This is a genomic window from Thalassospira sp. TSL5-1 (assembly GCF_001907695.1).
Classification (GTDB): domain Bacteria; phylum Pseudomonadota; class Alphaproteobacteria; order Rhodospirillales; family Thalassospiraceae; genus Thalassospira.
This window is the reverse complement of the sequence record NZ_KV880637.1, coordinates 826648-838568: the sequence shown is the minus strand read 5'-3', so window position 1 is coordinate 838568 and position 11921 is coordinate 826648. Positions and strand designations below refer to the sequence as shown.

At 51.8% G+C, this 11921-nt stretch carries 21 protein-coding genes and 1 tRNA gene; 7 read left to right on the top strand and 15 right to left on the bottom strand.

From position 1 onward, the window contains the following. The first annotated feature begins 89 nt into the window (after positions 1-89). Positions 90-165, top strand: a tRNA-Lys gene (locus LF95_RS03945). 107 nt (positions 166-272) lie between these two features. On the opposite strand, the gene LF95_RS03940 is transcribed toward LF95_RS03945, so the two are convergent. From LF95_RS03940 to LF95_RS03885, 13 genes are all read right to left on the bottom strand, one after another. Beyond that, positions 273-1013 (bottom strand): tyrosine-type recombinase/integrase, encoded by a 741-nt coding sequence (locus LF95_RS03940; RefSeq protein ID WP_143181934.1) that lies wholly within the window; start codon positions 1011-1013, stop codon positions 273-275. Positions 1014-1299: 286 nt separating this feature from the next. Continuing rightward, complete coding sequence (locus LF95_RS03935) at positions 1300-1569, bottom strand: helix-turn-helix transcriptional regulator (protein WP_143181933.1); 270 nt, start codon at positions 1567-1569, stop codon at positions 1300-1302. Positions 1570-1617: 48 nt separating this feature from the next. Continuing rightward, positions 1618-1872, bottom strand: a complete 255-nt coding sequence (locus LF95_RS03930) for a hypothetical protein (RefSeq protein ID WP_073953780.1) — start codon at positions 1870-1872, stop codon at positions 1618-1620. Beyond that, positions 1869-2114, bottom strand: a complete 246-nt coding sequence (locus LF95_RS03925; protein ID WP_073953779.1) for a hypothetical protein — start codon at positions 2112-2114, stop codon at positions 1869-1871. Before LF95_RS03925 ends, LF95_RS03930 begins: the two co-directional genes overlap by 4 nt. Further along, positions 2098-2421: a hypothetical protein gene (locus LF95_RS03920; protein WP_073953778.1), complete on the bottom strand. Its 324-nt coding sequence runs from the start codon at positions 2419-2421 to the stop codon at positions 2098-2100. Before LF95_RS03920 ends, LF95_RS03925 begins: the two co-directional genes overlap by 17 nt. Then, a complete protein-coding gene (locus tag LF95_RS03915; RefSeq protein WP_073953777.1) occupies positions 2421-2750 on the bottom strand; it encodes a hypothetical protein in 330 nt (109 codons plus the stop codon). The genes LF95_RS03920 and LF95_RS03915 overlap by 1 nt, the downstream gene beginning before the upstream one ends. A gap of 151 nt (positions 2751-2901) precedes the next feature. Then, positions 2902-3594 (bottom strand): hypothetical protein, encoded by a 693-nt coding sequence (locus LF95_RS03910; protein ID WP_073953776.1) that lies wholly within the window; start codon positions 3592-3594, stop codon positions 2902-2904. A gap of 18 nt (positions 3595-3612) precedes the next feature. Then, positions 3613-4071, bottom strand: coding sequence for a single-stranded DNA-binding protein (gene ssb, locus LF95_RS03905; protein ID WP_073953775.1), 459 nt, complete (start codon positions 4069-4071; stop codon positions 3613-3615). Further along, on the bottom strand, positions 4055-4663 hold the full coding sequence (locus LF95_RS03900) for a hypothetical protein (protein WP_143181932.1): 609 nt from the start codon (positions 4661-4663) through the stop codon (positions 4055-4057). The genes ssb and LF95_RS03900 overlap by 17 nt, the downstream gene beginning before the upstream one ends. A gap of 106 nt (positions 4664-4769) precedes the next feature. Beyond that, positions 4770-4946 carry a hypothetical protein gene (locus LF95_RS22910; protein WP_168173651.1) on the bottom strand — a complete coding sequence of 59 codons (177 nt, stop codon included), beginning with the start codon at positions 4944-4946 and terminating at the stop codon, positions 4770-4772. Between the two features lie 5 nt (positions 4947-4951). Then, complete coding sequence (locus LF95_RS03895; protein WP_073953773.1) at positions 4952-5923, bottom strand: DUF2303 family protein; 972 nt, start codon at positions 5921-5923, stop codon at positions 4952-4954. Between the two features lie 33 nt (positions 5924-5956). Then, positions 5957-6349: a hypothetical protein gene (locus tag LF95_RS03890; protein ID WP_143181931.1), complete on the bottom strand. Its 393-nt coding sequence runs from the start codon at positions 6347-6349 to the stop codon at positions 5957-5959. Between the two features lie 128 nt (positions 6350-6477). Continuing rightward, positions 6478-6684 (bottom strand): hypothetical protein, encoded by a 207-nt coding sequence (locus tag LF95_RS03885; RefSeq protein ID WP_073953771.1) that lies wholly within the window; start codon positions 6682-6684, stop codon positions 6478-6480. 166 nt (positions 6685-6850) lie between these two features. On the opposite strand from LF95_RS03885, the gene LF95_RS03880 reads away from it, so the two are divergent. Next, positions 6851-7471 (top strand): type VI secretion system-associated protein TagO, encoded by a 621-nt coding sequence (locus LF95_RS03880; protein WP_073953770.1) that lies wholly within the window; start codon positions 6851-6853, stop codon positions 7469-7471. Between the two features lie 27 nt (positions 7472-7498). On the opposite strand, the gene LF95_RS03875 is transcribed toward LF95_RS03880, so the two are convergent. Both LF95_RS03875 and LF95_RS03870 read right to left on the bottom strand, forming a co-directional pair. Beyond that, positions 7499-8098: a hypothetical protein gene (locus LF95_RS03875; protein WP_073953769.1), complete on the bottom strand. Its 600-nt coding sequence runs from the start codon at positions 8096-8098 to the stop codon at positions 7499-7501. 31 nt (positions 8099-8129) lie between these two features. Next, entirely contained in the window at positions 8130-8930 is an 801-nt protein-coding gene (locus tag LF95_RS03870; protein ID WP_073953768.1) for a LexA family protein, read from the bottom strand. A 45-nt stretch (positions 8931-8975) separates the two neighbouring features. Here LF95_RS03870 and LF95_RS03865 point away from each other — a divergent pair, with 45 nt between their 5' ends. The 5 genes from LF95_RS03865 (at position 8976) to LF95_RS22730 (ending at position 11918) form a co-directional block, all read left to right on the top strand. Then, on the top strand, positions 8976-9161 hold the full coding sequence (locus tag LF95_RS03865; RefSeq protein ID WP_073953767.1) for a helix-turn-helix domain-containing protein: 186 nt from the start codon (positions 8976-8978) through the stop codon (positions 9159-9161). 224 nt (positions 9162-9385) lie between these two features. After that, on the top strand, positions 9386-9886 hold the full coding sequence (locus LF95_RS03855) for a hypothetical protein (RefSeq protein ID WP_073953765.1): 501 nt from the start codon (positions 9386-9388) through the stop codon (positions 9884-9886). After that, the gene (locus tag LF95_RS03850) at positions 9883-10866 is read left to right on the top strand and encodes a CHC2 zinc finger domain-containing protein (RefSeq protein ID WP_073953764.1); all 984 of its coding nucleotides are present in this window, start codon (positions 9883-9885) and stop codon (positions 10864-10866) included. The genes LF95_RS03855 and LF95_RS03850 overlap by 4 nt, the downstream gene beginning before the upstream one ends. After that, positions 10866-11504 (top strand): hypothetical protein, encoded by a 639-nt coding sequence (locus tag LF95_RS22735; protein WP_143181930.1) that lies wholly within the window; start codon positions 10866-10868, stop codon positions 11502-11504. Before LF95_RS03850 ends, LF95_RS22735 begins: the two co-directional genes overlap by 1 nt. Next, the gene (locus LF95_RS22730; RefSeq protein ID WP_143181929.1) at positions 11505-11918 is read left to right on the top strand and encodes a hypothetical protein; all 414 of its coding nucleotides are present in this window, start codon (positions 11505-11507) and stop codon (positions 11916-11918) included. Positions 11919-11921 lie beyond the last annotated feature (3 nt).

The window sequence follows — 11921 nt, the reverse complement described above, 5'->3', positions numbered from 1 at the left end:
TTGATCTGGACAAGCCCGCCGCCGGAAGGCTATAACCCGCTCCGCACTTGATCGACACCTTAATCGGTCAGATGTTACCATCTTACGATGGGCGCATAGCTCAGTTGGTAGAGCAGCTGACTCTTAATCAGCGGGTCCTGGGTTCGAGTCCCCGTGCGCCCACCAATCAAACCCCTGAAAACGTTCGCGTTTTCCGGGGTTTTGTTTTTTTCATCTTCAATGTTTTACACTTTTGTCAGTGCGTGTTTTACACTCCTGTCTGACGAACCATGTTATTTCGTCTCCAAACGGGCTTGGTTCAAGCGATCAATTGCAACCTTTGATCGTCTTTTTTTGTCAGAATATTTGCGCGCCATTTGCTCGGTTCGATGCCCTGTGATGGACTGGATCGTTTCCGTATCGCAGCCCAACTCTTTTAAAATTCGCGCTGCGGTATAGCGCAAGCCGTGACTGCTTAAATCTTTTGGCAGTTCTGCCTTTGCCCTGGCTTCGCGCATGACGCGCCGGAAATAGTCGATCTTGAAGGGGCGTCCGGTTTCGGTCGTTAAAATCACCATATGATCGTGCGATGCCAGCCAAGGTGTTAAAACCGCGCGCAAATCATTTGATTGCGGAATCCACAGTCGTTCTTTGGTTTTGTCCTGGGCAACGGAGATTTCACCTTTGTAGGCTTGCTGTCGTGTCATTTTTGCGACATCACCGCCACGCTGGCCGGTATTGATCAGCAACTCAAAAGCAACCCGCTCGACCGTATCAACGGGCCAAGTCTTGCGATAAGCATCAATTTCCCATTCTTCCCAAGGCCGGTGCCCTTCGCCTGTTTTCAACTGTTTGGGTCGCAAAGCAGGATTTTGCTTCATCCAGCCATGATCGATCCCGAACGTGAATAACAGGCGCATAACCTGCATATAATAATTTGCGGTGCGCGGTGTACTGGCAAAGCGGTCGCGGTACGACAGGACGTGCTTACGTTCGATATGTCGCACGGTGGCTTTGCCGATATCTTCTGCCATGCGGTCAAGATAACGCCGGTAATCCCTGCGGGTTTTCTCGGCAAGCTGATTAAAGTCAGGGCTTTTTTTATAGGCGATAATCAGGGCCGCCAACGAACCGGGAACAACCCTACTTTCACTTGCGTGATTTTGGGGGTTCTCAAAGGACTGATGAACCTCGTTATATCGGGCGTTAAATGCCTCGCTGCCCGGTGCATCATGCAGGCGAATGCGCTGACCGTCGCGGCGATAATAATAATAATCCCGCCCTCTGGCCCTGATTTTCGCTACGTAGGGTATATCCACTTTACCCAATTCCGAATACCTCGTCGCACGGATTTATCGTTGACTCCGGCGACAAGTGTTGCCCCAAACCTGCACGTTTGTCGAGCCATGCGTTAATCGCGTCCAGGTCCCAACCATCCAAAAGCCTGTCCTTGCGCGGAAATCCGTCGGCTTCCAGTCGTTCCCGGCGCTGGCGAAACCATTCTTCGCTGCGACCAAGAAACGTCGCAACCTGAACCGGACTGGTCACGACACGGGGCGTAGGAATGAACGCTGGTTTAATGCGTGACATGATCATCCTCCGATACATTTTTTAAATCCCGTAGAAAGTGATTGAAGTTCATGGCAACGGCTCTCCGCCGGTGAATTCGCCGTCCAGATAAGCGTTCGCTGTTTCTGTGGCGGCTTGTTTGTTCCAGCTCATGGATGGATGACCAAAGGGCGTCCCGTTTTCAGAAAGCATATCTAAAATACCAAAAGCATCTGCTTGCGCTTTGTGTCGTGACATGCCGTAAAATGCCTGCCTGCGTCTTAGGCATAGCTGGCGCGCCATAGCCTCGATGAAGGACTTAAGGGGCAAATTACTTTTGCTCATACCCTTTCCTCCATCGGGTCATAGCCCGTAGCCTTCAAGGCGTTTTGCGCTTGGGTGATCAGGTCGCGAAAATATTGCGGGTCGGGGTGCTGAATGCAGACAGGTCCGATATCAAGCACCATCATTACCTCGTCACTGACAGGGCCTGATTGATGCCGATAGCTATGCCCTTTGATCGTGTCATGATCGCTGCTTGTGATTCGGCAATTCATGCAAAGAGTGCCGTCATACCGTTTCTTCATCGTTATCCTCCACATCAAGGCCGATGGCTTTAACCGCAGCGGTCATGTCTTTGATGTTCAGTTTTATCGTGTCATTGTCCAGTTCGTTCCATGCTTGACTAAAGCACGGTCCGAAAATCCCCTTGATGTTTTCGCGCATGGAATCGTGGCGTGCTCTCGCCATTTCCCTAATCTGACCACGACTGATTTTACCGCAACCGATATTTACAAACGCGCTGTAGCCAAATCCGCAGCCATTGGCGATTTCAATGTTGTCAGTCTTGATTTCACCACTGCGGCCAACCGGTACAATCGCAAATTTCTGCATTAAGCTGCCCCCTTCCCGATTTTTTGCTGGCGCTCAAACTCGACTTTGATTTCCTTATGCGCCTTGTGTCGTTCGCGCTGATCGCGAAGCCAGTCATCAATGATCTGGCAAAGCTGGGTGAAGCCGCCCTTCAGGCGTTTTCCGCGCCACTTCATTGCAAAGTCGTACAGTTGCGCGCCGCGTTCGTAACGACGTTTGTGATAGGCAGTGCGGCACTGATAGGCGCAAAATTCCTGATCTTCGCGGCGCGGATAAAACGGATGTCCGCATTCACGGCAAAAACAGACGCCGCGTGGTGGTGTTCCCTTTGGTTTGATTGCTTTGGTCATTCTTGACGCTCCGCGTTTTTAGACGAATGGTCCGCGCTTGAAGGACTTGTTTTGCCGGTTTCGGTCGCCTGCCCTGTCCCGCGACAGTTTTTGCACGGCCATATCCAAAGCATTCCCGCGCCTTCACATGCGGGGCAGGTTGCCTGCTCTTTCATGCTGCTATCGTCATTTGACTGACTGCCGCTGCGCCCCACTGATCTGCGCATGCTTCCGCCATACCGGAAAAGAAACGCGACCTTTCTTTTCCGCGATCCTTGCCTGGTGGCATTCGCCAAACCCGGTTCCATGCCTTCCATTCATCGGTGTGTCTGGCTGGCTCAGAAAGCTTATGCGTAGGAGATAATTCAGGCAGGCTTTTTAAAAACCAACCCGTCGCCTTATATTGTCGATGACCGAACCAATGGGGCTGCACAATTTGCGGTGCGGGCAAATCATCGGGCATTCGAGATTTTGCAATATCGTGCATCACCGGATTTTCGATTGCGATCCGATCGACGGGCGCACGCCAACAATCGGTAAAGAGTGAAACCGCCTGTTCAAATTCATCTTTCATACTTTGCCAGGTGCGCCCCCTGGGTAGTGATTTCGGCGGCGTCATATAACCGGGCCCTGATAACCAACGCCGTCCTGCGCGACAAAGCCGGGTGCATGGTGGGTGACAAATAATCAGCAAATCCCAGCCATCCGCCAGATGATCGCGCACATCACCGATGAAGTGTTTGTTTGAGCGGTCTTCTGCCGGTAATAGATCGCATGACCAAGCATCATGCCCACGAATGGCGAAGGCACGACGCATGATGCCGGTAAATTCGCAGCCGATCAGAACCCGCAATGACTTTGGCATGGCGTCCTCCTGCCCTACTTAAAACGGAATATCATCATCAAGATCGAGATCAGTTGAAGGCCGGTTCTGGCCGGTGGAAGCATTGCCATATCCTGCCGGATCATCTGCCGGGGGCGGACCGTCGCGACGTGCATCAAGCATGGTTAGGCTGGCGTTAAATGCTTCAAGAACGACTTCGGTGGTGTAATTGTCCCTGCCGTCCTGGCCCTGCCATTTGCGGGTACGAAGCGCGCCTTCCAGATAGACCTTTGATCCTTTCTTCAAATAGCTTTCACAGATCGCGGCCAAACCTTCGTTGAACACAACGATTCGATGCCATTCCGTGCGTTCGCGGCGTTCGCCGCTTTGCCGGTCGTTCCACTGATCGGATGTTGCGATCGAGAAATTGGCGATCTTTTTACTTGCCTGCGAAAAGCGGATTTCAGGATCACGGCCCAAATGCCCGATCAGGATGACTTTATTAACCGATCCAGACATTTCGCTTTCCTCCCACAACAGGTGCAACCGCAAGCAGGCGATTAAGCCGCTTTAGAAATTCTTCCATCGCCTTCGGCCAAGGCCAGGGGCGGATACGATCCGGTAAGGGCGGCGGCAATGGGGAAGCCCAGGCAACATTGCAGGGGCGGTTTACGTCGCGGCGTTCGGTGGCAAGGGCGCACATATCGGCGTTTTTTACTGCCTTTTGCATGTCATCCGGGAAGGGATAAGGAAGCCCGGCGGCGGCAAATATCGCCGTTTTCTGGATCGATGCGGCGCGTTTGATGGCATCCCCTGCCCCTAAAAGGTCGAACATATCCTTGACCGGACGCGGCATATCGAAGCCCAAGGCGGCTTCTTCGGCGTCGTGCAAAAGACCGGCAAGCCGGTATTGGACAGGCAGCACATCATGCACGATGCAGCAATGCTGCGCGACGCTGTAAAGAACGGTTGTCGAACCGCCCCAACGGTTTGTTTTTGACAGGGCTTCGGCGAGGTCCGGCCAATAAACATCCTTTGGTGTCGGGTTGAGTAGCGGCCAAACCCGGCCCGATGGCATTTGTCGCCACGGCTTCATGGTTTCCTGCATCATAGTCCCCGTGCGATGATAGCGGCTGCGGCAGTCACCAAAGCGATGACAGACAGAACCCAGCCGGTCGGTGTCAATTGATTGCGCATACGGCGCAGGTGACGAAGTTTCATTTGCGGGTGGTCCTTTCATCCTCTCGCTGGTGTTCTGCGCGTAACCAGTCGCGGCTTGCGAGAATGACGTGTTGCAAATTGCGGGGTGTTCGGTAGCGAAACCATCGACGAATTGCCCGCATCAAGGCCCGTTCTTCGGGATACAGGCGGTTATCGTCGGTGGTTTCGGGCATGCGGTTTATTCCGGCTTACCGAAGAACAGCGGCAAACTGGTATCTGCTTCAGCTTTATGGCAGGCTTCGGAAAAAGCATGGTCAAGCGACATGTCAGGCCGGTGCATCTGGACTTTCCATTTGATGCTTCCAGACCGCACGCGATAGCGAAGCCGGACGGGAACCCGGTAAAGCGGGCCATTGTGAAACACCGGAATAGCCAGCAAAAACAGGTTCGGGACTTTCATTGGTGCGCCGTCGGCGTCCAGATGTTCGGTTTCAAACTGAATCTGACTTTCGCCTGTGCTGGTATTGATGACCTGCTTTACCTTTTGCTGGTCATGCACCTTCATTCCTTTGGAAAGTTCCATTAGCTTTGAAGGCCCGCAAACCCGCCCTCCGATTTTCTGAACCAGATCAAACAAGGCTTGATCATTGTCCCCGGTGCCGTCTGCCAGTTCATCTTCACGGATGCCACTGATAAGGCTGTCCGGCGGCATCATCACATCGGTAATGCGGTCCTCGATGAATTCGGCAAATTCAATCTGACCCAGTTCGCAATCATCGACTTCGCGCCATTTTTTCCATTCTTCGGACAGCGGGAAGCTGTAAAACGACTTGTGACTTCCAAAGCGCGGATCTGCTTCCGCCCCGATCTTATGATAGTCAAGAACCGCCGTGATCGAAGGTTTGTCCCGGTTATCGTCGGCAAACAAGGCTGATCCGTCATCTTTGAAACGAACCACATGGGCGACAAAGCTTTTCAGATCAGTGAAATGTGCGGTGCCTTCACGGCGTTCGGGGCGATCCCGGTATTCATCGCCAAACGCTTTGACAGACTGTGCTTTCAGTCCCTTTCCATCCGGCAAAATCAGGATTTCAGTTGCAGGTCGGCCTTGCTGACCTTCGACCGAAATGATCTGCGGTTTGAAATGATCTTTTATAATCGACGCAATAACCTGGGCGGACGGTTCGACCGTCTCAAATTTCTGTTCCATGTCTATTCTCATTTTTGAGGGCTGTTAAACCGATCAGACGCAACGAACTTCTTTAGCGTCGTGACCTGCGGAAACGTCACGCACGCCAAAAAGCTGCATCTGGCGCGGGTTTTGCGGCGTGAACTGATTATCCGGTGTAGACCAGGCAATGGTTTTTCCACGCGGCGTTTTGGGCACCTTAATGTCAATGCCGCCGGTGATTTCAAAAACACCGTCTTCAAGGCGAAAGTTGATGTCGATCGACAATTTGCCTTTCGGTTTGCCGCCGTGGTCAATCAGATGCTGGTTCAATGCTGCATTGATCGTCTGCAAGGCGTTCGACAGATCGGCGTGGAATTCGCCGTCTTCCATAAGTTGGATAAACTGGCTGAATGATTTTGCTGTCGGCAGGCCCTTGCCATCTGCCGCAGTTGGTATGGTGGTCATGATGCGCCCCACTGCTTTAAAAATCGCCATGCGAGTAGTCGCAGGCTGGTTGTGCTGGATGGATTGATCGTGATCTGCCTGGCATCGGCACGAAGGCGATCAATCACGCTTTTGGGGATCGTCATTGGCTAAAACTCGCCAGACAGCCGACTGCCCGCGATTGATCCGGCGTCGGCCCCTAACGCATTCAGTTCGCTTTGGCTAAACCCCCTGTTGATCAAATCCCGGTCTGTGACAGCACCATTGGTGCGGGCAATTTCGATCATGGCCTGTGCAAGTTCGCGGACCCGATGACTGTTTGCGCCCGCTTGTTTGTTGAAAGAGGAATTCAACATGCAACCTCCTTAGTGAAGCGTCCGGGAACCCCGGAACCGTTTAACGCAACAAACGGTATTTGCATTTTTGCAAACCGTCAATAGCATTTTTGCTAAACATTCAGACATGGAAGTTTGTCTTCGGAGGTTTTAAGTTAATATCGGTAGTAAATTCAGGGGGATCGTTATGCTTAAAATTGTGATGGTACCGGCTGTTGCCTTGTCGGTTTTTTCATTCAGCACCGTGTCACATGCAAAAAATGCGTCGGACTGCATCAAGATATCAAACGATCTCGACCGCCTCGCCTGTTATGATGAAGCGAGTGGCAGAACACCACAGATAAAGGTGGAAAAATCAAAGGGTAGCTGGGAAGCGTACTCGACGACATCGAAATTGACGGATGACAAAAACGTCTTTGTATCGGTTGATTCAAATGAAACCGTAAACTGTTCATTCGGACGTGGCAGCAAGGTTACTTTGGTGCTGCGCTGCATGGAAAACACGACAGCAGTTTATTTCAGAACTGAATGCCACATGACATCAAGCGAGTACAATGATTACGGTGACGTTACCTATCGGCTGGACGACAACAAAGCAAAAACGGTCTCTATGGATAATTCGACCAACAACCGCGCTTTAGGCTTGTGGTCTGGTGGAACCGCTATCCCGTTCATTAAACAGATGTATGATAAATCAACGATGGTTGCGCGGATGACGCCATACAGTGAAAGCCCTTTCACTGCGACCTTTGATATATCAAATACCAAAGATGCAGTGAAAGAATTGCGGGAAGCCTGTCATTGGTAGTCTAAATGGCGCGCAAATTATGACAACTTAAGGGGTTTTATCGTCAATACCGACAAGATCACAAAATACCAGGCGTTTACTCGTTTCCATATTGCGGTAAGTTTGCGCATTCTCGCAGGAAGGCCAAGAATCAGATAGTCCCAAAACATAATCAAGGCGGTCAAAAAACAGATTATAGTCGCCAATGGTTGCGCCTATTCTACTGTTTCCTCCAACCGACAGGTGGTCTTTGAATTGCGTGGAAACAGGTGTTGAAAACATGCCTGTATGAGCGTCTTCGTCCTCTCCGAGAGTGACCACAGTTGCCGCATCATTGGGCTTTGTAACAACCTCAAAATATTGTCGTCCAAACCCGGTTGCAAAAACTGCATAAAATGTCCACCAACGCGACGCAAGTAAGCGATCCTCTTTCAGATCGTAGATGAAGTCCCCGCCATCCATCGCGTTAAACACGGTCTGGGCTGCATCATATATCTGATCTGGTGTTTTGTTGAAGGTGCGCGTCGCTGCCTGTTGACGTTTCGTCTGAAGCTCTCTGATATCAGTAAGGCTTTGTTGTGGTGCGGTCGCACAAGCAGACAAGACTGCGACAAGCATTAAGACAGGTATTGCTTTGAAAATATTCATAATTCCCCCAATTTTTGTACCGAAATAGGCCCTACCCTCTCCGGCGGCGCACCCGATAATCTGCAACAACAACCGCGACAACTCGAATGTCGTTTGTCCCCATGTAATCAGAGTGATCGCCATTATTTGCCGGTAATGCGATAGGCATTTGATATTCTGGATGGTCCGATCGCGGCCAAAGCCATGTGCTGCCATCTTCGGCGCGTTTCAGCTCCTTAACCGTTGCTTCAACCATACCGGCATCCCATCGCTGCACGATCACATGATCACCGTTTTCAAGCATGTCGTGATAGTCGTACATCGGTACGCAAACAAGGATCGTACCTTCGGGATAGATCAGGTTCATTGACGGGCCTTTGACCCGTAACCCGAAATACGACTTGTGACCATCAGGGCGCGGCAAGGAGATGTTTTCCCAGTCATCGCGCGGCCATTCTGCTGCCTCGGTGAAATACCCAGCCTGAACAGCACCGCGCACATGTATGTTGATGGTATTGCTTGGTGTTGCCTCGACCGTACCGGGGCCATCATAGAGAAGCGTTAGACGGATCGATTCCTGTGCATCAGGTACTGACATAATATAGCGGCGTACGGCTTCATCAACTTTTTCCATCGTTTTCAAGCTGACTGTATGCTTGACCGGAAAATTCAGAAACCGGCTGATCGTACTCGCGGCAACACCTGCCTCTTTCGCAAGGTGTGCTGGCGACCATCCTGTGATTTTAAGCGCGGTTTCAAGACGCTTGCGCGCCCGATCCTGCACTGTGTTTTGTGGTTGCGATTTTTCCATATAGCAATTTTGCACATCATCCCCCTTGCCGTCATTTTGCAAAAGTGCTAACCGTATATTTAGCAAAAATGCTAAATGAGGGCGGTTATGGAAATTCAGAAAGAGATTGACCGGATCGAAGCCCGGTTAGAAGCGAAAAAGATCACAGTTGAACGTTTCTGCGGAAAGGCGGGTGTTCATCCGACAACCTGGTGTCGTTGGAAGCGCGGCAAAATGCCGTCGCTCCGTATGTGGAACAAAATTGTCGAGGCTGAAAAGTCACTTCCTGTCTAAGCGAGGTTCATCATGACTTTTCACCTTCTCACCCTTCTGCAACGCGCTCCTGTAACGCGCAAGATCGCATTCAAGCCGTTTGCGTCGCGGGTTGTGCGGGTCGGTCATCAGCTTTTGTTCACAGATGGCCGCAAGTGTTTTCAGTGTTTTTTCATGATTTTCCATAGCCCAAGCATGCGCCGATCCGGTGCGCAAGGCATTGCGCAAGTGCAGGGAGATTACGCATGACACACGAACAGCATCAACGCCTGGGTCGTGCCTTTTCGTCATCTGCCTATTTGTCGATCAAAGCCGGGTTTCGGCGGTTGACCAAAGCAGTCGGTGGACAGGAGAGCGCCGCCAGCATTACCCGTGTGGATTATCAGCGTATTGGCCGTTATGGCCGTGCCCATGAGGGTATGTTTCCGCCTGTTGACGTGATTGCCGATCTGGAAGCCGATGCAGGCAACCCGATTGTGACCCGTATTCTTGCGGGATTGCAGGGGCACATCCTGATTCCCCTGCCCCCGGCGGATGCTGACCCCGCATGGGTGGCGCATTTGGGGGCGCTTGGGAAAGAGGCGGGTGAAGCGATTGCACGGCTTTCCGAGGCCCTGGCGGATGATGGCAAAATTACCGCTGATGAAGTGCGTGACATGAATTTGCGTGAGGAAGTGCGTGAGGCAATGGAAGTGCTGGCGCGCATCGACAAAGCCTTGTTGCAGATTGAGGAAGCCGGGGAATGAGCGGCGGATTTGATCAGTGGTTCATAGACGACGTTCGCGCAAGAACCAGCATTGTTGATCTGGTTGCGCGGGACGTGAAATTGCATCGGGCCGGGCGCGAATATACCGGCCTGTGCCCTTTCCATTCGGAAAAGTCGCCATCCTTCACCGTGAGCGAAGCCAAAGAGTTTTATCACTGCTTTGGTTGCGGTGCGCATGGCGATGTTTTTGACTGGGTTCAGGAACGGTTCGGACTTGGCTTTGTTGAGGCGGTTGAAGAACTGGCGATACAGGCCGGGTTGCAGCCAGACCGTGAGGGTCAAACACGACCCAAGGCAAAGCCGGTTGCACGCCCAAAAGCCGACGGCATCAAGCGCGACAAGGCCGAAACCATTGCCTGGGCGCGGGGTATTTTTTCACAAAGCCAACCTGCGGCTGGCACGATTGTTGAAACCTATTTGCGGTCACGCGGCATTTGGGCTGATGCCTATAAAGGGGGCCTTGCCCCAACCATTCGGTTTCATCCGCGACTGTTTCATGCCTATAGCGAACAGCATTTTCCGGCGATGGTCGCGTGCGTACAGGACCAGTCGGGCAAGATTACCGGCATTCATCGCACTTTCCTGCAAGCAGACGGTCGCGGCAAAGCGGCGGTTTTCAAGCCGAAATTGATGGCCGGGTCATGCTGGCATGGTGCGATCAGGCTGTGTGCTGCGCAATCACGCCTTGCCGTGGCTGAAGGCATTGAAACGGCGGCATCGGTGATGCTGGCGGCAAAGGTGCCGACCTGGGCGGCGGGATCAATGGGTAACATGGCGGCGCTACACCTGCCGGGCATTGTGCGTGATCTGGTTCTTTGCATCGATGCCGACAGCGACCCGGTTGCCATGAATGACATGCTGCAAAAAGCAAAGGCATTTCATGGATCACGCGGTATTCGCGTGAGCGTTGCCCGTCCGCCCGCAGGCAAAGACTTCAACGACGTTTTGCGGGGGGTGTGATGACACATTTTTCGTTACTAAAGGCACTTGTTCCTGAATTCGAGAAACAAATATCCCGGAAAGACGAAAGTCTCGCCAATGGTGAGCAAGCCGGGGCTACGCATCGTGATTATATCAGCGACGCATTTGTTAATTGTGTCTGTTCTTTTACTTTGAAGCGATGCACGCGCATTAAAGTCGCCAGCAATTTCTGCATTTATTACAAGCATCAATGTCAAACCCATGATGACGAGAGATCGCCATTTGGTAAAATACAATTGCTTCTTGTGAGCGATGGCGATGCCATACGCCAAAACATAAAACGTAATTGCAGAATAAAATATCGCCCCAGAACAAAGATAAGCACCGACTATTCCCGAACTATTGGAGCCGTTCAAGGTAGTCCCGAACGCAATGACGAAAATAGTTGCCTGAACCGCGACGCATGCTTGCATAATCATACTGCGATCGACTGGCATCCGATCAATTTTTCCAAACATTTGGCACCTGCTTTACAACCTGAAAGAGCAATTAAGAATTTATACGTCACTATTGCAAGATTAATATCAGTATTCAAAACAATCAAAGCGCAGTCTTTAGCCAGTTTCAACAATTCACACCCTTTCAATCCTATGCCACAGCCCGCGATGGTGGCGTAAATGGGATTTGCAAAGAAATCGGCCTATGAGCGCGATCAGGACCGTTTGGCACCGGCTGTAGCCGGGAACAAACCTAATGTTCCTTCTGATCTATTTAACGGCAGCCGTTTGAACGCTTCACGAACAGGCCCGCATTACGATGCCAACGGGCATTTTATTCACATGTGCGAAGTCCAGGGCTGTGATGCGTGGGGGGTATTTGGCATCGGCGTCGATATGCGCGCTTTTCAGATCACGGTCGCGCGTGGTCTGCCCCATCCCGAAAAACATCTTGGCCGCTGGTATTGCGGAAAACATAGACGACAGCTTGAAGCTGACGGGCAGGCCGAACGATCCCGCGCACAATCATCAAAGCAGCAAAAGACCAAACAACCGCGTCGGGCTGATTCACGCGGTCAGGGGAGGTTATTTTAATGG

Coding starts and splice junctions, on each gene's coding strand:
- ssb (WP_073953775.1), bottom strand. CDS start 4,071: ATGTCTGGATCGGTTAATAAAGTCATCCTGATCGGGCATTTGGGCCGT.
- LF95_RS03920 (WP_073953778.1), bottom strand. CDS start 2,421: ATGCAGAAATTTGCGATTGTACCGGTTGGCCGCAGTGGTGAAATCAAG.
- LF95_RS03915 (WP_073953777.1), bottom strand. CDS start 2,750: ATGACCAAAGCAATCAAACCAAAGGGAACACCACCACGCGGCGTCTGT.
- LF95_RS03875 (WP_073953769.1), bottom strand. CDS start 8,098: ATGAATATTTTCAAAGCAATACCTGTCTTAATGCTTGTCGCAGTCTTG.
- LF95_RS22910 (WP_168173651.1), bottom strand. CDS start 4,946: ATGCCCGAAACCACCGACGATAACCGCCTGTATCCCGAAGAACGGGCC.
- LF95_RS03935 (WP_143181933.1), bottom strand. CDS start 1,569: ATGTCACGCATTAAACCAGCGTTCATTCCTACGCCCCGTGTCGTGACC.
- LF95_RS03850 (WP_073953764.1), top strand. CDS start 9,883: ATGAGCGGCGGATTTGATCAGTGGTTCATAGACGACGTTCGCGCAAGA.
- LF95_RS03885 (WP_073953771.1), bottom strand. CDS start 6,684: ATGTTGAATTCCTCTTTCAACAAACAAGCGGGCGCAAACAGTCATCGG.
- LF95_RS03925 (WP_073953779.1), bottom strand. CDS start 2,114: ATGAAGAAACGGTATGACGGCACTCTTTGCATGAATTGCCGAATCACA.
- LF95_RS03895 (WP_073953773.1), bottom strand. CDS start 5,923: ATGGAACAGAAATTTGAGACGGTCGAACCGTCCGCCCAGGTTATTGCG.
- LF95_RS03930 (WP_073953780.1), bottom strand. CDS start 1,872: ATGAGCAAAAGTAATTTGCCCCTTAAGTCCTTCATCGAGGCTATGGCG.
- LF95_RS22730 (WP_143181929.1), top strand. CDS start 11,505: ATGGGATTTGCAAAGAAATCGGCCTATGAGCGCGATCAGGACCGTTTG.
- LF95_RS03880 (WP_073953770.1), top strand. CDS start 6,851: ATGCTTAAAATTGTGATGGTACCGGCTGTTGCCTTGTCGGTTTTTTCA.
- LF95_RS22735 (WP_143181930.1), top strand. CDS start 10,866: ATGACACATTTTTCGTTACTAAAGGCACTTGTTCCTGAATTCGAGAAA.
- LF95_RS03900 (WP_143181932.1), bottom strand. CDS start 4,663: ATGATGCAGGAAACCATGAAGCCGTGGCGACAAATGCCATCGGGCCGG.
- LF95_RS03855 (WP_073953765.1), top strand. CDS start 9,386: ATGACACACGAACAGCATCAACGCCTGGGTCGTGCCTTTTCGTCATCT.
- LF95_RS03940 (WP_143181934.1), bottom strand. CDS start 1,013: ATGGCAGAAGATATCGGCAAAGCCACCGTGCGACATATCGAACGTAAG.
- LF95_RS03865 (WP_073953767.1), top strand. CDS start 8,976: ATGGAAATTCAGAAAGAGATTGACCGGATCGAAGCCCGGTTAGAAGCG.
- LF95_RS03910 (WP_073953776.1), bottom strand. CDS start 3,594: ATGCCAAAGTCATTGCGGGTTCTGATCGGCTGCGAATTTACCGGCATC.
- LF95_RS03890 (WP_143181931.1), bottom strand. CDS start 6,349: ATGACCACCATACCAACTGCGGCAGATGGCAAGGGCCTGCCGACAGCA.